Annotated in this window: 15 protein-coding genes and 1 riboswitch; of the genes, 4 read left to right on the forward strand and 11 right to left on the reverse strand. The window is 60.0% G+C overall.

Annotated elements, in window-relative coordinates:
* Nucleotides 1-48: 48 nt before the first annotated feature.
* Nucleotides 49-1,254 (reverse strand): phosphatidylserine decarboxylase, encoded by a 1,206-nt coding sequence (locus ACR0K9_RS11275; RefSeq protein WP_480823221.1) that lies wholly within the window; start codon nucleotides 1,252-1,254, stop codon nucleotides 49-51.
* Between the two features lie 502 nt (nucleotides 1,255-1,756).
* Here ACR0K9_RS11275 and ACR0K9_RS11280 point away from each other — a divergent pair.
* Nucleotides 1,757-4,849, forward strand: a complete 3,093-nt coding sequence (locus ACR0K9_RS11280) for a hypothetical protein (RefSeq protein ID WP_480823223.1) — start codon at nucleotides 1,757-1,759, stop codon at nucleotides 4,847-4,849.
* Nucleotides 4,850-5,066: 217 nt separating this feature from the next.
* Here ACR0K9_RS11280 and ACR0K9_RS11285 read toward each other — a convergent pair whose 3' ends face one another.
* The 10 genes from ACR0K9_RS11285 to ACR0K9_RS11330 form a co-directional block, all read right to left on the reverse strand.
* Nucleotides 5,067-6,581: a trimethylamine methyltransferase family protein gene (locus ACR0K9_RS11285; protein WP_480823225.1), complete on the reverse strand. Its 1,515-nt coding sequence runs from the start codon at nucleotides 6,579-6,581 to the stop codon at nucleotides 5,067-5,069.
* Nucleotides 6,569-7,375 carry an SDR family NAD(P)-dependent oxidoreductase gene (locus ACR0K9_RS11290; protein WP_480823227.1) on the reverse strand — a complete coding sequence of 269 codons (807 nt, stop codon included), beginning with the start codon at nucleotides 7,373-7,375 and terminating at the stop codon, nucleotides 6,569-6,571. Before ACR0K9_RS11290 ends, ACR0K9_RS11285 begins: the two co-directional genes overlap by 13 nt.
* Nucleotides 7,376-8,167, reverse strand: a complete 792-nt coding sequence (locus ACR0K9_RS11295; protein WP_480823229.1) for an SDR family NAD(P)-dependent oxidoreductase — start codon at nucleotides 8,165-8,167, stop codon at nucleotides 7,376-7,378.
* The gene (locus ACR0K9_RS11300; protein WP_480823231.1) at nucleotides 8,164-9,231 is read right to left on the reverse strand and encodes an LLM class flavin-dependent oxidoreductase; all 1,068 of its coding nucleotides are present in this window, start codon (nucleotides 9,229-9,231) and stop codon (nucleotides 8,164-8,166) included. Before ACR0K9_RS11300 ends, ACR0K9_RS11295 begins: the two co-directional genes overlap by 4 nt.
* Nucleotides 9,232-9,323: 92 nt before the next feature.
* Nucleotides 9,324-10,298 (reverse strand): LysR substrate-binding domain-containing protein, encoded by a 975-nt coding sequence (locus ACR0K9_RS11305; RefSeq protein WP_480823233.1) that lies wholly within the window; start codon nucleotides 10,296-10,298, stop codon nucleotides 9,324-9,326.
* A 127-nt stretch (nucleotides 10,299-10,425) separates the two neighbouring features.
* Nucleotides 10,426-11,415, reverse strand: coding sequence for an ABC transporter ATP-binding protein (locus ACR0K9_RS11310; RefSeq protein WP_480823235.1), 990 nt, complete (start codon nucleotides 11,413-11,415; stop codon nucleotides 10,426-10,428).
* 1 nt (nucleotide 11,416) lies between these two features.
* The gene (locus ACR0K9_RS11315) at nucleotides 11,417-11,626 is read right to left on the reverse strand and encodes a hypothetical protein (protein WP_480823531.1); all 210 of its coding nucleotides are present in this window, start codon (nucleotides 11,624-11,626) and stop codon (nucleotides 11,417-11,419) included.
* Nucleotides 11,627-11,635: 9 nt separating this feature from the next.
* Nucleotides 11,636-12,346, reverse strand: coding sequence for an ATP-binding cassette domain-containing protein (locus tag ACR0K9_RS11320; protein WP_480823237.1), 711 nt, complete (start codon nucleotides 12,344-12,346; stop codon nucleotides 11,636-11,638).
* Complete coding sequence (locus ACR0K9_RS11325; protein WP_480823239.1) at nucleotides 12,339-13,280, reverse strand: ABC transporter permease; 942 nt, start codon at nucleotides 13,278-13,280, stop codon at nucleotides 12,339-12,341. Before ACR0K9_RS11325 ends, ACR0K9_RS11320 begins: the two co-directional genes overlap by 8 nt.
* A 23-nt stretch (nucleotides 13,281-13,303) precedes the next feature.
* The gene (locus ACR0K9_RS11330; RefSeq protein WP_480823241.1) at nucleotides 13,304-14,641 is read right to left on the reverse strand and encodes an ABC transporter substrate-binding protein; all 1,338 of its coding nucleotides are present in this window, start codon (nucleotides 14,639-14,641) and stop codon (nucleotides 13,304-13,306) included.
* A 413-nt stretch (nucleotides 14,642-15,054) separates the two neighbouring features.
* Nucleotides 15,055-15,158: riboswitch (TPP riboswitch) on the forward strand.
* Nucleotides 15,159-15,189: 31 nt separating this feature from the next.
* Here ACR0K9_RS11330 and thiB point away from each other — a divergent pair.
* From thiB to ACR0K9_RS11345, 3 genes are read left to right on the forward strand one after another with little or no spacing between them, the layout of a single operon-like run.
* On the forward strand, nucleotides 15,190-16,170 hold the full coding sequence (gene thiB / locus ACR0K9_RS11335; protein ID WP_480823243.1) for a thiamine ABC transporter substrate binding subunit: 981 nt from the start codon (nucleotides 15,190-15,192) through the stop codon (nucleotides 16,168-16,170).
* Nucleotides 16,146-17,693, forward strand: a complete 1,548-nt coding sequence (locus ACR0K9_RS11340; protein WP_480823245.1) for a thiamine/thiamine pyrophosphate ABC transporter permease ThiP — start codon at nucleotides 16,146-16,148, stop codon at nucleotides 17,691-17,693. Before thiB ends, ACR0K9_RS11340 begins: the two co-directional genes overlap by 25 nt.
* Nucleotides 17,680-18,384 carry a thiamine ABC transporter ATP-binding protein gene (locus ACR0K9_RS11345; protein ID WP_480823247.1) on the forward strand — a complete coding sequence of 235 codons (705 nt, stop codon included), beginning with the start codon at nucleotides 17,680-17,682 and terminating at the stop codon, nucleotides 18,382-18,384. The genes ACR0K9_RS11340 and ACR0K9_RS11345 overlap by 14 nt, the downstream gene beginning before the upstream one ends.
* Nucleotides 18,385-18,431 lie beyond the last annotated feature (47 nt).

Genomic DNA, 18,431 nt, shown 5'->3' on the forward strand with positions numbered 1-18,431 from the left:
TACATTGCGCAGCTTACACCGGTGGCGGCGATGCTTGCCGTAGGCCTGCTAGGAAAGTTCCTGCATGACGCCAAGGCGGGTCCCCATGAACACCGACACCGCGTTGAACACGCCCTTCTGAAAAAAGAGAATACAGAGGGAGCCGCCATAAGCGAATGACCCCAGCTTTTCGCCTTTGGTCACCGGGATCGGGGTGTCGCCTGGCTCAACCCCTTTCTCACACGTAAGGGATCGCTGAATGCGGCTAATGGTATTCAAGCCGACCGGTACCAGCCCGACTATACCGTGCTTCTTTGTCCTGATCAGATAATAGGCGCGATGGAAGTCTTCGAAGACACTGAAATCTGCTGTGCCTTGTCCGAAGTTGAAATTATCTGTGAATTCGCCCCCGTCGACGATCCCAAAATACCTGCCTTGGATCTCGGCAGCTTCAATAATTTCACCTGTCACCGGGGCATGGAAATGGTGATAGTTTTGCGGCAGCAGAACGCAGGAGATCGCAGTGCCCCCCTCAAAACATTTTGCTTTGGAAGATCCATTAAATAGGTCGGTAACGTTGATCTGACGCGACTTGATATTCAATTCCTGAGTCAGCGTGAGATCGGAAATTATGTAATTTAAAACAGAATCGGCCGGAGCCACCGGAACAGAGTCGTTTCCCGGATCAGAAATCGGTCGTGGATCGGAACCCGGGCCTGTTTTGAGCTCGCGGGTGAAAAATTCGTTGAACGAATCGAAGCCTCCTTTCGGCACGACGAAATCTTTCATTTCATCTCCAAGTGCTTTAGTCCACTCTTCAACGTATTTTGTCGATCTAACTGAATCCATGAATTCCCCGCGCAGTTTTACAAAGCGCACCATCCAGTCGAATATTTCTGTTTTATATTCGCCTGTTGAAGCACAGCGACTCTTGAATGTATTCAGAAATTCTCGGGCTGTCGGGTTGTTCAGGTAGAAATAGCTGAATGGAATTATCCGACCTAACCCGTCACCGCTTATTGGCTTGGGGAGATAAGTAAACCACGTTCGGAAATATTCCCTGAAATACTCGCTGGATTGCCCTACCCAACGGTTATCCACTCCGCCTTCCAGCTCAATATACGGATAGACATGAGCAATTGCGTTGTTGTACGCGGCTTCAATTACGGGATTGTCGAAAAGCTGATCCAGCTCTTTCAACATGTCCTCCATTTCTTTGCACAATTTCGGATTACTCTTTCCCAGTTCCTGAAGTTCTTGCAGATTCAAATCCATTCCTCCTTTTTGGGCGGGCTTTTCTTTGACGATCAAAGAACCCCGAAAAATTACTGAATCTGCTCGCTTTTTTACCTCTCGATTTTTTGTGGCTTGATAAATTACACCTAAGTCAAATTGGATATTTTGAAGCGTTCGTGTCCAATCTACATATACTGTATAGCTTCAAAATGGAACTTATCAGCTTTTTGGTTGCGGTGGCCGTCTTTGCATATGGCGTTGGCATAACGGGCTTCGCTTCGGTCAATTCGAACTGATCGAATGCCTATTCCCTTCCGGCGTTTGATGCTCTGTCAAACTTATCGGTGGCATTTTCCAACGCCGCCGGTTTTGCGGGAATCGTCAGTTAATGTTACCATTGCCATGTTGGTAGGATCACCGATGGGTTTCTCCGGTCATCGCGCTACCTAATACGATTTTGAACCAAGTTTTTTTGCCGTTTGGCCGGACCATCCGGGGCCCCTGGGCCAGCGTTTCAAGGCGCTATTGAACGGAGACAAACATGTCGGAAACAGTATTTGAACGCGCGCCAGACGGCGCAATCGTCGGACTTCAACATCGCGGTGACACATTGTCCGGCCGCACAAAAGGGGCCAGCGCGCTGGATGTGGCGCAAGCCTACGCGGCCGATGTTGCAAGCCACTATCGGATCACGCCTGATCTTCTTGACCGGATGGGCGAACAGGTGGCAGGCGCGTTTGATCGCGAGGAAGGCAGCAAGCTGCGGCTGGAAGAAGCCAAGTCAGTGCAGTCCTTTCTGATCTTCACATTCCGCCAGACTTTCAACGGTATTCCTGTCTGGGAACGGGGCCTGACGGTGCGCATGGCGGGCCCGGACAACATTGTCACCGGGTCGGCCTCCAGCGTGGTATCCGATATCGACCCCGGCAAAATCTCTGCCCCTCCAACTGATCGGGCAAAGCAGGCGGGCACGGTCCTGCGCGAGGCTGCCAAAGGGGCGAAGTTCACAAAGTTCAAGATCAACGATACCCGAGACTTCCTTTATCGCTATGACGCCGAACATCGGCTGCCGCATCAGGAGCCCGGCGAGATCGAAGGCGCACAGCTGACGCCATTGCCGGAAATCGGTCGTGTACCAAAGACCGTCAAGGACGGTGACTGGCGCTTTGCAAGCCTTGTGCATTTCGGCTGCAAACTGCCCGATTATGGCGAGTTGAACTGGCGGGCGCTTGTCGACTGGGAGACTGGTGCGGTTCTCTATATCCGACCGCTGGTGGGGTGTGTATCGGGCTATGTTTTCACTGACGACCCGATCTCGCTTTCGGGGGATTCCCAGCTTGATCCGACGGCACCGGTCGCGCTTTTGAACGCACAGCGCGAGCTGGTGGAACTGGAACGCCTGATCCTGCCGGGCGGTGGCGCGCCGATCGAGTTGAGCGGTGAACTGGTGGCGGTGCGCGACCTTGATACGCCGAATATCGCGCCCCCGACCGAAAACGCCGGTGCTGCTTCGGTCTTTGACTATCCGGCCGACAGCGACGACTTCGCGGCGGTCTGTGCGTACTACAATCATGATTTCCTGTATCGTTTCGTGCAGTCGCTGGGTTTCGACCTGCCCAGTTATTTCGACGGGGTGACCTTTCCGGTGGATGTGGATCACCGCTGGTTCAACCCCATAGCAGGGCCGGTGAATGCTCAGGCACCCGGCAATGCCATGGGCAATGGCGTATTGCGGTTTCGCTATGCGCTGGCTGCCAATGGGTCCACCGTGGGCATGGCCACAGATTCACGCGTATCGGCGCATGAGTTCGGCCACGCGGTGCTATGGGATCATCTCAATTCGCCCAATTTCGGGTTTTGCCACGGTTTCGGCGACGCGCTGGCGGCAATCCTCTACGATCCGCAAGGTATCGCGCCCGACCGTTTCCGCACTTTCCCTTTCAGCAACCTGATCACCCGGCGGTGGGACCGGTCGGTGGCCTCGGGCTGGGGCTGGGGTGGCTCAATGGATGTGGGTGGATATCTTTCGACCGAGATCAACGCCACCACGCTGGGCCGGATCTATCGGTCTCTGGGAGGGGATTCCACGGATCTGGACGACAGGCTGCATGCCAGCCGCTACACGGTCTATCTGATCCTGCAAGCGGTGCCGCTTCTGGCCGGTATCGTGCCCAACACGGTCGAAGGGTTCTCCAGCGCGCTGCAGGAATCCGACCGCAATACCACCGATTTCGATGGCGCTGCCGGGGGCTGGGCGCACAAGGTGGTGCGTTGGGGCTTCGAAAAGCAGGCGCTTTACAACGGAGCACCACCGGATGTGGACATCTTTGTCGATGACGGCCGGCAGGGTGAATACCCCTGGCATCAGCCGGGCGATAATGCGCCTGGCATCTGGAACCGGCACCGCCCTGACGGCGGCACCGACCACGAGACACCGCGCCGCTGTGTCGAGAACTACCTCTATGTCCGGATCGGCAATCGAGGCAATTACCCAGCCGATGCAGTCACGTTGTCTTTGGCACGCGCAACTGACGGCAAGGGCGCCACGTGGCCGGATGACTGGGCCCCGCTGGTCGTCGGCGAACCCATCGGTCAGCCAGTGCATTGTGGCGACGAAGTGATCGTCGGCCCGATCCCATGGTGCCCCGAGGACCTGTGCGACGAGCATATCCTTGCTAGCGTGGATACGCCGGACGACCGCAGCAATGTCGAGACAATTGCAGGCAGCCTGCCTGTCGCCCGGCTGGCTCTCGGTGACAACAACGTCGCTCTCCGTCGCATGGAGGTAAATCGCGCCGAAGATGACATCACTTGCTGCGAGGAGGCAGAAACAGAGATGACGTATCGCTATGCAGTCAAGTTTGTTTGCGGCTGCTCCAAGGGCCGCATCTTGTCCACGGGCCGCTATAACACGGCAATCAACATCGGCAACGGAAGCGGAGATACGGTGCGTTTTCGCAAGCGGGTTTCCTCTGCCTTGCCAAATGAGAAACCGGGCAATGTCTCTTCCAGATCGAAAAACAAACTCGGACCTTGGGAGTCGATGGAGATCGATTGCGAGGATGTGGCGCGGCACTTGCGGGTGGCCGAATGCTGTTTCCTGAAAGGGTTCGTGTTCATCGACAGCGAGACGCCGTTGGATGTGGTTGCGGTCTATACTGCAGCCCATGGCGACGGCGAGGTGGAAACAATCGATGTCGAGCCGGTCGTGCCCCGGCTGATCAAAAAGACGCCACCACCGCCGCCTCCACCACCGCCACCGCCGGATACCGAAGAGAAGCCGGATTTGATCCCGGTGCAGCCCTTCCCGCCCGGCCCGCCGCCTTTCCCGGCTTGGTATTGTGAGGAACCGCGCAAATTGAGGATCATTGTACGCAATATCGGTGCCGGGCCCGCCGGGTCTTCGACAACACGGGTCGATTTCTTCCAGAGCGGTGTGGTGGTCGATCTGCCGACGCCAGCACTCGGGCCAAACGGGGACGAGACCACCTTGTCGCTTGTATTCCCAGACGACGTCAAAGGTGGCGAACAAGTCCCCTTCAAGATCACCGTCAATGCCAATCCGGCCGATGGCGTGGTGGAGACGGATACAACCAACAACAGCGATGCCTCGTCTTGCGGCTTAGCCTCTTAAGGCGCGTCGCGAGCGGTCCGGGCCTGAAATGGTCCGGGCCGGCATAGATTGTATTCTATGTCTCGTTCCGATGCGTGATCTGACAACGCATCCAGTTTTTGAAGCCTGTGAAGGTCAGCCTTCAAATGGTAGCGCAACTGGCGTTTCAGGATTTACCTGAAACTCATTGCGATATGAACGTTACGAAAGCGATATCGGCGTGGCAGGGTCTTTGTGACTAGAGTTCTGTCGGGTCGATCTCAGATTGTCGTCTGGTCACATAATCATCCAGTTCGGCGCGGATATCGTGTGGCATGGGCGGGGTTTCCAACCCGTCCAGCAGCGCCTGCGCCCTGGCGCGGCACCGGGTGGCCATGTCTTGGGAGCCCGCCGCGCTCCAGTGTTCGAAACTGGAGAAATCCATTTCTTCCGGCATTGCAAAGGCGTCGCGAAAGCGGGCCAGCGTAAAGGCATCGCCCAGATAATGTCCGCCGGGACCGATCCGGGTTACGGCTTTCAGAGCCTCGTCAAACCGGTCAAATGAAATCCCCTGTGCATAGCGCGCCATCAGCCGGTTTTGTTCATCATCGGCAATGAACTTGCCATAGCAGATGGTCAGCCCGCCCTCGTCCCATCCCCCGGCGTGCAACATCAGGTTGGCCCCGGCGTTGATGCCGGTCATCAGGGTGGTGGCGCCTTCATAGCCAGACTGCGCATCAAATGCCTTGGATGACGCGTGATTGGCCGAGGTGCGCCAGGGCAGGCGATAGCGTCGCGCCAACTGACCGATGGCCTGTGTGATCAGCGCCACCTCGGGCGTACCCGCCATCGGCGCGCCGGACTGCATCGAGATCGAAACGGTATACTGCCCATACACCACCGGCGTTCCGGACCGGTAGAGTTGCAGATAGGCGATGGCCGCCAGCGCTTCGGCGTTGACCTGCGCAATGGTGGCCGCGACATCCGCCGGAGTGTTGGCGGCGGCCAGCACAAAGGGCGAGCAGAGCACCGCTTGCCCCGCGTCGGCAAAGACCCGGGCACCATCCAGCATCGCCTGATCCCAGACCAAAGGTGAGTTTCCGGATGCGTGCATCCAGATCGTCACCGCCCGGTCCATCAATTCCCCGGTTGCGATGCGCGCCATGGCGATGCAGTCTTCGGCCCGCATCCGGCTGGTGCCGATCCCGAACAGTGGCAGGTCGGTTTCCACCAGATGGTGGCGCATCATCGACAGGTGGCGATGGGCAACGGGCAGGTCCATCGGCTCGCAGGTAAAGCCGCCTGCCATGTGGAAGCTGGGGCAGGCTTGCGTCAGGCGGGCGAAACTGATCACATCCGCCTCGGTTGTCGAGCGGCGAACACCGTCGAGGTCCCGGGTAAAGGGCGCCCCTGTCATCGGGCAAAATACAGTGGTGTCGCCGCCCATGGTAAAGGCGGTTCTCGCGCCCCGCCCCTCGACCCGGAATGTTTCGGGCGCTTTGGCCACCAGCGCCATCAGCAGCGCCCGGTCAATGCGCACACGTTCGCCGTGGACCTGCGCCCCGGCAGCACGCCAGTGATCCAGCGCAACAGGGTCGCGAAAGTCGATGCCCGTGTCTTCGAGTATCGTGCAGGACGCATCATGGATGCGTTCGATCTCGTCCGGTTCAAGTATCTCAAGTGGCCTCAGCCGCCGCAGGATCGGGGGCAGGCGGGGTTGTTCGACCAGTTGCGCCTGCATACGTGCCGCGCGTCCGGACCTCAGACGCGGCACGAAACCCCCCCGTCCACCGTGATCTCGGTGCCGGTGATGTACGAGGCGTCGTCGCTGGCCAGAAACAGCGCCGCATTGGCCACGTCCCACGGTGTGCCAACGCGTCCCAGCGGGATGCGCGCGGCGCGCTGCTGACCCAGCGCGTCCCAATCTATTTGATCCGGGGCTGCGCTGTTGTCGACAATCGCCTGACGCGACATGGGCGTGTCTATAAACCCGGGAAGAATCGAATTTGCGCGGATGCCTTGGGGTGCGACCTCGGCGGCCAGATTGCGGGTGAAGGAAATGATCGAGCCCTTGGTGGCGTTATAGCCGATATAGGGCGCCCCCAGATAACGCAGACCGGCGATAGAGGACACATTGGTCACCACGCCGCTGCCCCGTTCGATGAAATGGGGCAGCACGTGTTTGGTCGGCAGGAACACGGCCTTCATGTTGACCTGAACCATCAGGTCCCAATCCTCAACCGTCGTATCCACTGCGCCCCCAGTGCGCAGGATGCCCACATTGTTCTGCAGAATATCGATCTGCCCGAACGCCTCCAGACAGGCCGCCACTGCATTTGCGATCTGGTCTTCATCGGTCACATCTGCGGCCAAAGCCGTGGCGCGACCGCCGTTCTGTTCAATCAGCGCGCAGGTGTCCCGCGCGGCTTCAAGGTTGATGTCGAGCGCGCAGATCAACGCCCCCTCTTGCGCCAGCCGCAGGGCGGTGGCCTTGCCGTTGCCCATGCCGTCGCCCATCGAACCGGCCCCGGTGATCAGTGCGACCCTATCTTGTAACCGTTTTGTCATTCAGGCCTCGTTCGCTTGCAGATAATTGTTCATGCCCCCGTCCACGGCGAGGGTCTGACCGTTGATATAGGACGCGGCCTCGGACATCAGAAAGGCGGCTGGTGCGGCGATTTCTTCGGGCTCGGCCCATCGCGCGGCGGGGGTTCGGTTTTCGATGCGGCGCACAAAACCCTGATCGCTCAGAATTTTGCGGTTCATCTCGGTCAGCACATAACCGGGCGCGATGGCGTTGGCATTGATCCCGTCTTTGCCGAAATCCGCCGCCAGAGACCGAGTCAGCCCCGCCACGGCCGATTTCGAGGAACAGTAGTTGCCGATGCCCGGACGAGGATTGGTGGCCCCGATCGAGGCGATCGATATGACCCGCCCGCGTTGTGGGCCGGGGTTCTGCTGCATCACCTGACAGGCCGCGCGGGCCAGCACGAAAGGGGCAAACACGTGGACGTCATACATGGATTTGTAATCCTCCACCGTCTGTTCAGATGCATGGCCATGATTGGTGAAACCCGCATTGTTGATCAGCCCCCAGATCGAGCCCGCCTGAGCGGCAACATCGCTGATCCATGCCTCGCAGGCGGCGAAATCGGTCAGGTTGAAACTTGCGGCTTCGGCATCGTAACCCTCGGCGCGCAAGGCATTGGCCGCTGCTGCCACCTTTTCGGCATTCAGATCCATCAGCCGCAGCCTTGCCCCTTGCGCGGCACAGGCCCGTGCCATGGCCAGCCCAAGCCCCTGCGCCCCCCCGGTGACCAGTATGACCTTGTCATCCAGCGCGTAATTCGGTGCGCTCATGATGCCATCACCCCGGCGCCTTGATCGCTGGCAAGGGCGGCTTTGACGGCGGGCATCACCTGTTCGCAGAACACCTCGAGCGAGCGTCTGGCCTCGGCAAACGGGATTGAGGCGATCTGCATGAAGACGCTTAGATGCGTAATGCCAAATTCCTGCGCTTCGGCTATGATACGGCGCGTGACCTCTTCGGCATCGCCGATAATGGCGCGCTGCAACACGGTGTCGATGTCCGGTTCCTGATCGAACGGTACGATCTTCAGGTCGGCCCCGTCCATCTGCGGGTCGGGCTGTCGCATGTTGTTGGCCATGCGGGCATGGATCAGCACCTGTTCTGCCGCGGCGCGGGCATCCGCCTTGTCTTTGGCGACATAGATGTAGCGTTGAACGGCAAAGGGAAAGCCCTCGAGACTCAGCCCGTTTTCTGCCCGCGTTTCCTGATAGAGCCTGCGCGCGGTGCCAATAATCGCGTTGGGACCGATGGCGGGGGTGGTCAGTGGTTCGGCCCCGTAATCAATCATTTTCTGGCGCATCTCTTGGGCATTGCCCACGGCAAAGGTGCGAATACGGTCTTGCACCGGGGCAATCGACAGTGCCGCATCCTCGATCCGGATGTGCTGACCCTGATAGTTGATCACGCCGCCATAAACGCCCTGTTCAATGCAATCCCATATCTCAAGGCCACGCATCAGCCTGTCATTGATCTCGAACCCGAATTTCTTGAATTCGCGTGGCTGATAGCCGGTGCCCAGACCCAGAACCAGACGCCCGTCGGTCAATTGATCGGTCAGGCAGATGTCCTCGACCAGACGCAGCGGTTCGTAGAACGGCATGACCACGACCGCCGGCCCCAGACCGATCCGCTTGGTCACCCCCGCCATATGCGACGCAGTCATCAGTGGCGAGGGCGAGATGCAGTAGTTCGATAGGTGATGTTCGGCAAACCACGCAATATCGAACCCTGCATCATCGGCCATCCGCGACATGTCGCGCATTTGCCCGAACACGTCCGCATGGCTTGAGCCGTCGACCGGTTTGGTCATCAGGTTGAAAAGCGAAAACTCCATCTGGCCGTTCCTTTGCGCATGGTTTGTCCGAGTGTCCTCAAATCCTGACCCCGCGACAAATGCTGTCTGCTTGGGAGGCACAAAAGAATTTCTTAGGCAGAGCCGATCTCAGCCCGCAACCATGTCAGGAACGCTTGCACGCGCGGCTGGTCCAGACGGGTTTCTGGGCAGAGGAAAAAGTAGGAATGCGGCCCGGGTACCTGTTTGAACGGCAAAGGAACGACCACGCCTCGCGCCAACAGATCAGCGGCCAGAACATCGCGCGTGACGCCGATCCCCTGACCCGTGGCAATGGCGTTCAGGGATGCGCTGGCATCGCCGAAATACAGCCCCTTTTCAAAATCTTCAGGCGCGCCACCATTGATCTCAATGACTTGGCGCCATTCGCTGTGGTTGGTGTCGTGGATCATCGGAAACCGCTTCAGGTCGGTGATCGCGGTGTCTGCTCCGATGTGTTCTGCCACGTCGCGCGCCGCAATCAGAACGTGGTTTTCATTGATCAGCCGTTCTTCATACAGACCCGTGGCACCACCGGGGCCCCATCGGATGGCGACGTCGGCGCCTTCCTGTCCAAACTCGGTTTTGGCCACCGTAGACAGGGCGATCAGGTCGATCTGCGGGTGCGCCGCCACAAAGCGCCCGGATCGGGACGCAAACCAAGTCGAAGCGAAAGAGGGCAGCATGCTGACGGTCAGCGTCATGCGCCCCTCATTCGGGGTCAGCTCGTGCACGCTCTCGCTCAGGTTATCCAGCAACGCGGAAACCGCCGCGCTGAAACGCTCGCCATTTTCAGTCAGAACGATCAGATTGTTGCTGCGCCGGAAAAGCGCCACCTCAAGCCTGTGTTCCAGCAGTTTTACCTGTTGGCTGACGGCGGGTTGGGTCAGGTTGAGCTCGGCGGCGGCCAGGGTAAAACTGCCAAGCCGCGCAGCCGCCTCGAACGCGACCAAAGTTTGCAGGGGCGGCAGGCTGCGGCGCATACGATTGCTGTCAAAGCCGACGGTTTCAAGCTTCGACAGCGCGTTTGGTCCGAGACGGTCCAGCTTGGTCCTGAGAGAGTGGCTCATCACGTCTCCCTGCATAAGGTGGATTTGGGCAGATCGTAATGAAATCGCTCTTGCGGTCAACAGAATGCGCAATGGGGGGCTCGCCCCCATTGGGCTGTTCTTTCATCGCGTACTGCGTCCTTGCCCGTCAATCGCCGGATGTCTGCAACAAGGTTTCGACCGGGCCCGGATAATGGCAGGCGACCGCGTGATCCGAAGCGTGATAGTCCAGCACCGGACTCTCTTGGCGGCACAGGTCCTGTGCCTGGCGGCAGCGGGTCTGAAACCGGCATCCGGGTGGCGGATCCATCGGGCTTGGCGGGTCGCCCTGCAGCACGATGCGCTGCCGTGTCGCTTCGACACGCGGGTCGGGTGAGGGAACCGAGGACAGCAACGCCTGTGTATAGGGGTGCTGGGCGTCGCCAAACAGAGTCTCGGTCGCGCCCATCTCCATCACGCGGCCCAGATACATCACCGTCACATCGCTCCACATTTCGCGCACAACTGCCAGATCGTGCGAGATCATCACCACAGTCAGACCAAGCTCCTGCTGCAGGGTCACGAACAGTTTTACGATCTGTGCCTGAATCGAAACATCCAGCGCCGAACGCGGTTCGTCGCAAATCAGAATCTCGGGCTCCAGCATCAGGGCACGAGCAATGGCCACACGCTGCCTCTGTCCGCCGGACAGGGATCGCGGCAGGCGCTCGCCGGCGCTTTCAGGCAGCCCGACGAGATCCATTAGCTTGGCGATGCGTGCGCGTCGTTCCTTGCCACCGACACCGTGGATCGACAGCGGCTCCTCCAACGACTGATACACGGTCTGTCGTCGGCTGAGCGCGCCCAGCGGGTTCTGGAACACGAACTGCATCCGTTTTGCCAGCGCCTTGCGGTCGCGCAGCCCGGCGACCAGATCCTGTCCCAGAATGCGTACCGATCCGGATGTGGCCGGTTGCAGCCCCACCATGGTGCGCGCCAGTGTGGTCTTGCCGCAGCTGGATTCGCCGAAGATGGCGTGAAAGGCGCCGCGTGCGACGGTCAGGTCAACGCCGTCCACCGCGCGCACCATCCGGTCGGGGCCGCTGCCGGGGAAATGGACTTTCAGGTCGTGGACCTCGATTGCGTTTTGCGTCTCCATCTCAGGCCCTTTCCAGTTCCGCCTGCGCCGCATGGCAGGCCGTGACATGGGTGCCGTCTCCGGGCACCGGAATCACCGCCGGGCGGCGGTCGCCACAGATCGGCAGCGTGCGTGAACAGCGCATATCGAACGGGCAACCGGTGCGCAGCCGCGACTGATCGGGGGGTGATCCGGGGATGCCCTCGGACACCGCGTCGCTCTCGGCGCGCAGATCGGGGACCTAGGCCGGCAACCCCTGCGTATAAGGATGCACCGGCGCGGTCAGCACCTGCGCGACGGTGCCGCTTTCCACCACCCGGCCCGCATAGAGCACCGCCACCCGGTCAGCGACCGAGGCGACCACGCCGATATCATGGGTGATCAACACCACCGCAATATCTTCCTGTTGCTGGATGTCCTTGAGCAGTTCAAGGATTTGCGCCTGAACGGTGGCGTCCAGCGCCGTTGTCGGTTCATCCGCGATCAATACGCGCGGGTTGCCCGCCAGCGCCAGCGCGATCATCGCGCGCTGCAACATGCCGCCCGACATCTCGTGCGGGTAACGGTTATGGCGGTCCTCGGGGTCTGGGATGCCGGTGCGTTTCAACAGCCCCAGAGCAATCTCGCGCCCTTTGGCCTTGTTCACCCCCTGCAACCGCATCGCTTGCCGCATCAGTTGCGGGCCGATCACCACGCCGATCAGCAGCGCCGAGGCCAGCACCATCGACATGGCAAACAGCGACACCCGCGCGCCGTTGATCAGACGGCTGAGCATGTCGCGGCCCAGATAGTCGGTGCCCAGCCAATGGGCGGCACTTGGGCCCTGCAGGATGGCGCCATAGTTCTGCGTGGTGGGATCATAGGGGCTGATCCACGGGGCGAGAATGGCGATCAGGGTGAACAGGACCACCGGTGTGATCACCAGCCAGGGCCATTTTTTCAGGTTACGCATTCTTCTGCCTCCGGATACGGGGGTCGATCAGCATGCACAGCAGGTCGACGAACAGGTTCACGAACACAAAGAACACGATGAAGGTCAGCAGGATCGCCTGCATCGAGACGAAATCGCGGAACCGGATCGCCTCGATGAAGAACGCGCCGACGCCCTTGAGGGCAAAGACCGTCTCGACCACGATTGAGCCGATGATCATCAGCGTGAACTGTGCGCCGAAGGTGGTCAGGTATGGCACCGCGATATTGGGCAGCGCTTCGCGCAGCAGCACGCCCGAGCGTCCATAGCCCTTGGCAAAACCAGTGGTGGCGAAGGGGCGGGCCATGATTTCCTGAAGACCGACGCGCACCACCCGGCTGAGCACCGCGCCGGGGAACAGCGCGATGGTCAGGCAGGGCATGATCCAACCCGCCACGCCTGCGCCGCCAAAGGCGGGCAGCCAGCCCAGCGTGACCGAAAACAGGATCACCAGCAGGGCCGCGACAAAGAAATTAGGGGTCGAGGCCGCCAGCAGCGAAAACGCCCTAAGCAGTCTATCGACCCAGCCGCCATTGCTGATTGCGCCCGCAAGCCCGACCAGCAGCGTCAGGAAAAAGGCGATCACGCCACCCCAGATCAGCAGGGTGGCGGTCACGGGCAGGCGTTCGGCGAACTCCCGCCCGATTGGTTTGCCGGACCGCAGTGAGATGCCCAGATCGCCGGTCAGGGCATCGCCCAGCCACCGGACATAGCGGACGGGCAGCGGGTCGTTCAGACCCAGCTCTTCCTCGATCTGTGCGACCAGTTCCGCCGAAGCCGATGGGCCGGCGACACGCTCGGCCATCAGGGCAGCTACATTGCCGGGTGCGGCGGCAATGATGGCGAATGTCAGTGCCGACGCGGCCAGGATCATCCCGATGGCCAGCGCCGTGCGCCGTGTGAACAGCTTCAGCATCACGTGCGTCTCCTATCGACCGATCAGTTCAGCGACAGGCCCTGACCGGGAATATCGTAATCGGTGGCGGGTAACGCAAAATCCTGTACCCGCGCCGAATGCGCCCACAGCCGCTGCGGCGCGACCAGAGGTGCCACGGCGGTGTTGTCATACAGCCAGTCGTGGATCGCCTGCATCGCAACCGCGCGCTCGTCACCGCTGGTTTCCAGCCCGGCCAGAACCAGCGGGTCCAGATCCGGGTGGGCATAGAACTTGCCGTCCGGGCCACTGTCCACGTTGGACAGGAACAGGTTGCCCAGCGTGCCATGCGGATCGTAAGGCGCGCCGAAGGTGGCCATGAACGTCAGGTCGTATTCGAAGGTCGGGCGGCGTTCGTGGATGGTGGCGTTATCCACCGAAGACACGGTCACCTTGATCCCGCTTTCCGAGATCATGCCCTGCACCATTTCGGCCAGACGGCGCGAACCGGGCAGCGCCTCTTCGGACAACATCAGTTCCAGTTCCAGCGTCTCGCCATCCTTGGTCCAGCCGCCGCCGGATTGTTCCCACCCGGCCTCGGCCAGCAGCGCCTTGGCGCCTTCGATGTCGCGGGTCGGCACCTCGTTTTGCGAGCCGCTTTCCGGGATCACGCCGGGGAAGACGTTGTTGATTGGATCGGCGAAGCCTTCATACAGCACCGCCACGATGGCGTTGCGGTCGATGGAATGCGAGATCGCCTTGCGCACCCGCGCATCCTGCAGCTTGGGCGATTTCGGCGAGAAGGTCAGTGACACGCCGGTCGTGCCCTGCTCGGCCACGACGGTGGCGTCCCCGGCCTTTTCCATCGCCCGCGCCCGACGCGGCGACAGGGGCGACACCCAGTCACCGCCGATCACGTCCAGATCGCCCGAGCGCAACCCGTTCGAGCGCGACAGCTCATCGGGCACCACTTTCAGCTCGACGGCTTCAAAGGCAGGCGCGTCGCCCCAGTAATTCCGGTTCGGCACCAGCTTGGTGCCTGCGTTGTCATTTTCGATCACCATCCACGGGCCGGTGCCTACGGGCGCGGTCTGATTGCCATCCGCATTCGCCGCGTTGGGCGACAGGAAGCGCACGATGGTCAGTTCCAGCAAGGCAACGGGAACCGGGCGTTTCAGGTTGATGATCAGCCAGTGCGAGCCTTCGGTCTCTATCGATTCCATCGCGTCGGAGACGCCGATCCAGCTGAAATCGTCCTTGCCCATCCAACGTTCCAGATTCCATTTCGCCACCTCGGCGTCGAAATCGGCCCCGTCGCTGAACTTGACCCCTTCACGAAGCTTGAAGGTCAGGGTCTTACCATCGTCGGATTCGCTCCGTTCGGTGGCCAGACCGGGCTGCAATCAATTTCGCTTCCATCCCGGGTCGCTATGCTTACTTGCGCTTGCCAACTGCGCGGCAAACCTATTCAAGAACGGCTATTGCGTCCAACCCTAACTTTTATAGTTACATTAAATGATAATATGTCTATACATTTTTATATGTATTGAAGAAACTAAAGGTGCCAATGGGTTGTGGATACAGCCGTGTCCGTTCTGAAGGGGATCTGTTGCGGTGGCTTGAGTCGGTCGCGTCGATTCAGGGTCGAATCTCGTCAGCCGGATTCGCGCTTCGCTTCCGAGATCCGACGGGTGTCATACGCGCGGATATATAGATGGTTTTGGCTGCCCCCTGATACAATCCAATTCCGACCAGCAAAGACTGGCACAAAAGACCGAGAATCCGGTTGTCTTTTGATCCGTTCCCACCTAGTCAAGCCCTTACCTCGGGGTGCGTGATCAATACGCTGAGATGCCATCGGCGAACCCGTTGAACCTGAACCGGCTAGAACCGGCGGAGGGAAAGGTGACGGTTCATCCATCCTTGCCCTCTCGTCGCAATGGAGGATGACATGAAACATCTGCTGATTGCTGCGGGATTTCTGAGTGCAACAACGGCCGTGGCGGCCGACAAGCCTCAGCTGACCGTTTATACCTATGACAGCTTTGTCTCGGATTGGGGTCCGGGCCCCAAAGTAGAAGAAGCGTTCGAGGCAGTCTGTGACTGCGACCTGAACCTTGTCGGCGTCGAGGACGGCGCTGCGCTGCTGTCGCGTATCCGGCTTGAGGGCGAAAACTCGGACGCCGATGTGGTGCTGGGGCTGGATACGAACCTGATCACCGCAGCCAAGGAAACCGGTCTGTTTGCACCAAGCCCGATTGCCGCCGACTACGCGCTGCCCATCGAATGGTCGGATGACGTGTTTGCCCCGTATGACTGGGGATATTTTGCCTTTGTCCATAATGCGGATGCCGGCGCACCTGCGAATTTCCGTGAACTGGCCGATGGCGACTCCAAGATCATCATTCAGGACCCACGCTCATCCACGCCCGGTCTGGGTCTGTTGTTATGGGTCAAGGCGGCTTATGGCGATGAAGCGCCGGAAATCTGGGCCGGTCTTTCCGACAATATCGTGACCGTGACCAAGGGCTGGTCCGAAGCCTATGGTCTGTTCCTTGAGGGTGAGGCGGATATGGTACTCAGCTATACCACGTCGCCCGCCTATCACCTGATTGCCGAAGAAGATGCCAGTAAAGCGGCTGCCGCGTTTGACGAAGGCCACTACATGCAGGTGGAAGTTGCAGCCAAACTGGCTGGAACAGATCAGTCAGAACTGGCGGATCAGTTCCTGCGATTCATGGTCTCGGATGCGTTTCAGCAGATCATTCCAACCACCAATTGGATGTATCCGGCGGTGACCCCGGCGTCCGGTTTGCCGGATGGGTTCGACACGCTGATCAAACCAGAAAAATCGCTGCTGTATTCTCCGGAAGAGGCCGCGGTGGCACGTGATCAGGCGCTTGCGGAATGGCTGGGCGCGCTCAGCCAGTAAGTCCCTGGCCAGGTATCGGTGCGGCGACTCTGGTCGCTGCACTGATCCTTGGGACTCTGGCCGCTGTTGCGCTGCGGGCTGATACGGCCGGTGGGTTCGGCCCGGCGGATTGGGTGGCTTTGCGTTTCACACTTGTGCAGGCGGTTTTGTCTGCCCTGTTCAGTGTCGCATTGGCGATACCGGTGGCACGCGCGCTGGCCCGGCGGCGATTTCCGGGGCGGCGTGCCCTGATCGCGCTGTTGGGTGCACCGTTTATTCTGCCGGTTATCGTGGCGATCTTTGGGTTGTTGCAGGTCTTTGGCCGCGCGGGGTGGATTTCGGATGTCCTGGGCCTCTTTGGTCTGCCGCCGATACGGATCTACGGGTTGCATGGCGTTGTGTTGGCGCATGTGTTCTTCAACCTGCCGCTGGCCACGCGTCTGGTCTTGCAGGCGTGGCAGGAAATCCCTGCTGAGAGGTTTCGTCTGGCCGCGCAACTGGGCTGTGACAGCAGAACGATGTTCCGCCTGATCGAATTGCCGATGCTCAAGCGGATTCTGCCTGGCGTGCTGGCGGTGATCTTTGCGATTTGCCTGACCAGCTTTGCCGTCGCCCTGACCTTGGGTGGGGGACCGCGCGCCACGACCATCGAACTGGCGATCTATCAGTCCTTTACCTATGAATTCGACTTGGGCCGGGCGGCGCTGTTGTCTGCGCTGCAACTGGCCCTGACAGCCGCTGCTGCCTTTGCCGCACTGAGGTTTTCGCGCGGCGACGGCTTCGGAAGTGGGCTGGATCGACCCATTCGCCGCTGGGACGGTGGCGCGCCCCTGTTCGATGGGTTCTGGATCATCGCTGCGACGGCCTTTCTGCTTTTGCCACTGGCAGCTGTAGTGATTTCCGGAGCTTCGGGCATTTTCGAGATGCCAGTTTTGGTTTTCCGTGCGGCATTGATTTCGATCCTTGTCGCCATCGCCAGCACGATGGCCCTGCTGATGCTGGCATTGCCCATGGCCATGGCTGTTGCAGCCGGTCGGTACGGAATTGTCGAAATCAGCGGCATTCTAGGCCTGGCCGCTTCGCCTTTGGTGATCGGCACGGGCCTGTTCATCCTGATCCGTCCGGTGGCCAACCCCACGGCGTTCGCGCTGCCAGTGACGGCGCTGGTGAATGCCGTCATGGCCTTGCCATTTGCTCTGCGCATTCTGGTGCCCTCAGCGCGCGATGTGGTCTCGCGGCACGGGCGGCTGGCGCTGTCGTTAGGCATGAACAGAAGAACCTTTTTCCTGCGCATTCTGCTGCCGCGTATGCGTCCGCAGATCGGCTTTGCCGCAGGGCTTGCAGCTGCTTTGTCGATGGGAGATTTGGGCGTAATCGCCCTGTTTGCCGATCCGCAGATTGCAACTTTGCCGTTGCAGATTTACCGCCTGATGGGCGCTTATCAGATGCAGGCCGCAGCGGGTGCAGCACTGTTGCTTTTGGTGCTGTCGATGGGCGCATTCTGGCTTTTGGATCGTGGAGGGCGGGCGCATGCTGAAACTTGACGGTTGCGTCATCAACAATGGCGGTTTTTCGATACAGGCTGATTTTGAGGTCGAGGCCGGTGCCAGCGTTGCCATCATCGGCCCGTCCGGGGCGGGCAAGTCGACGCTGCTTGAGGCGATCGCCGGGTTTCGTGACCTCAGTCAAGGGCAAATCCTGTGGCGGGGTAAACCGATCTCCGATCTTGCGCCGGGCAAGCGCCCAGTGGCGATGCTGTTTCAGGACGGCAACCTGTTCCCGCATCTGACTGTCTCACAAAATGTTGCGTTGGGTCTGCGTCCGAACGGACGCCTGTCGGAGGAGGAGCAATCGTTGGTCGAAACCGCGCTGGCGCGCGTTGCGCTGTCCGGATTTGGCGCGCGAAAACCGGCCGAGTTGTCGGGTGGGCAGCAAAGCCGCGTGGCATTGGCGCGGGTTCTGGTACAGCGACGGCAGCTATTGCTGCTGGACGAACCCTTTGCCGCCTTGGGTCCTGCCCTGAAGGTCGAGATGCTTGATCTTGTCGCGGATCTGTTGGCGGAGACGGGAACGACCTTGATGATGGTCAGCCACGACCCGCAGGACGCGCAGCGGATCGCCAGCAAGACTGTTCTGGTCGCCAGCGGCCGTGCGCACACACCCTCAGAGACATCGCAGCTGTTTAAGAATCCGCCGCCAGAACTGCGCGACTATTTGGGGTTATCGGCAGGCTGAACCACTCGCTGGTCCTGATAGGTCAATGTGAGTTTAAAGCGCCCTGT

This window comes from Ruegeria sp. L12 (genome assembly GCF_056531745.1).

Coding starts and splice junctions, on each gene's coding strand:
- ACR0K9_RS11275 (WP_480823221.1), bottom strand. CDS start 1,254: ATGGATTTGAATCTGCAAGAACTTCAGGAACTGGGAAAGAGTAATCCG.
- ACR0K9_RS11280 (WP_480823223.1), top strand. CDS start 1,757: ATGTCGGAAACAGTATTTGAACGCGCGCCAGACGGCGCAATCGTCGGA.
- ACR0K9_RS11290 (WP_480823227.1), bottom strand. CDS start 7,375: ATGACAAAACGGTTACAAGATAGGGTCGCACTGATCACCGGGGCCGGT.
- ACR0K9_RS11295 (WP_480823229.1), bottom strand. CDS start 8,167: ATGAGCGCACCGAATTACGCGCTGGATGACAAGGTCATACTGGTCACC.
- ACR0K9_RS11300 (WP_480823231.1), bottom strand. CDS start 9,231: ATGGAGTTTTCGCTTTTCAACCTGATGACCAAACCGGTCGACGGCTCA.
- ACR0K9_RS11305 (WP_480823233.1), bottom strand. CDS start 10,298: ATGAGCCACTCTCTCAGGACCAAGCTGGACCGTCTCGGACCAAACGCG.
- ACR0K9_RS11310 (WP_480823235.1), bottom strand. CDS start 11,415: ATGGAGACGCAAAACGCAATCGAGGTCCACGACCTGAAAGTCCATTTC.
- ACR0K9_RS11320 (WP_480823237.1), bottom strand. CDS start 12,346: ATGCGTAACCTGAAAAAATGGCCCTGGCTGGTGATCACACCGGTGGTC.
- ACR0K9_RS11325 (WP_480823239.1), bottom strand. CDS start 13,280: ATGCTGAAGCTGTTCACACGGCGCACGGCGCTGGCCATCGGGATGATC.
- thiB (WP_480823243.1), top strand. CDS start 15,190: ATGAAACATCTGCTGATTGCTGCGGGATTTCTGAGTGCAACAACGGCC.
- ACR0K9_RS11340 (WP_480823245.1), top strand. CDS start 16,146: ATGGCTGGGCGCGCTCAGCCAGTAAGTCCCTGGCCAGGTATCGGTGCG.
- ACR0K9_RS11345 (WP_480823247.1), top strand. CDS start 17,680: ATGCTGAAACTTGACGGTTGCGTCATCAACAATGGCGGTTTTTCGATA.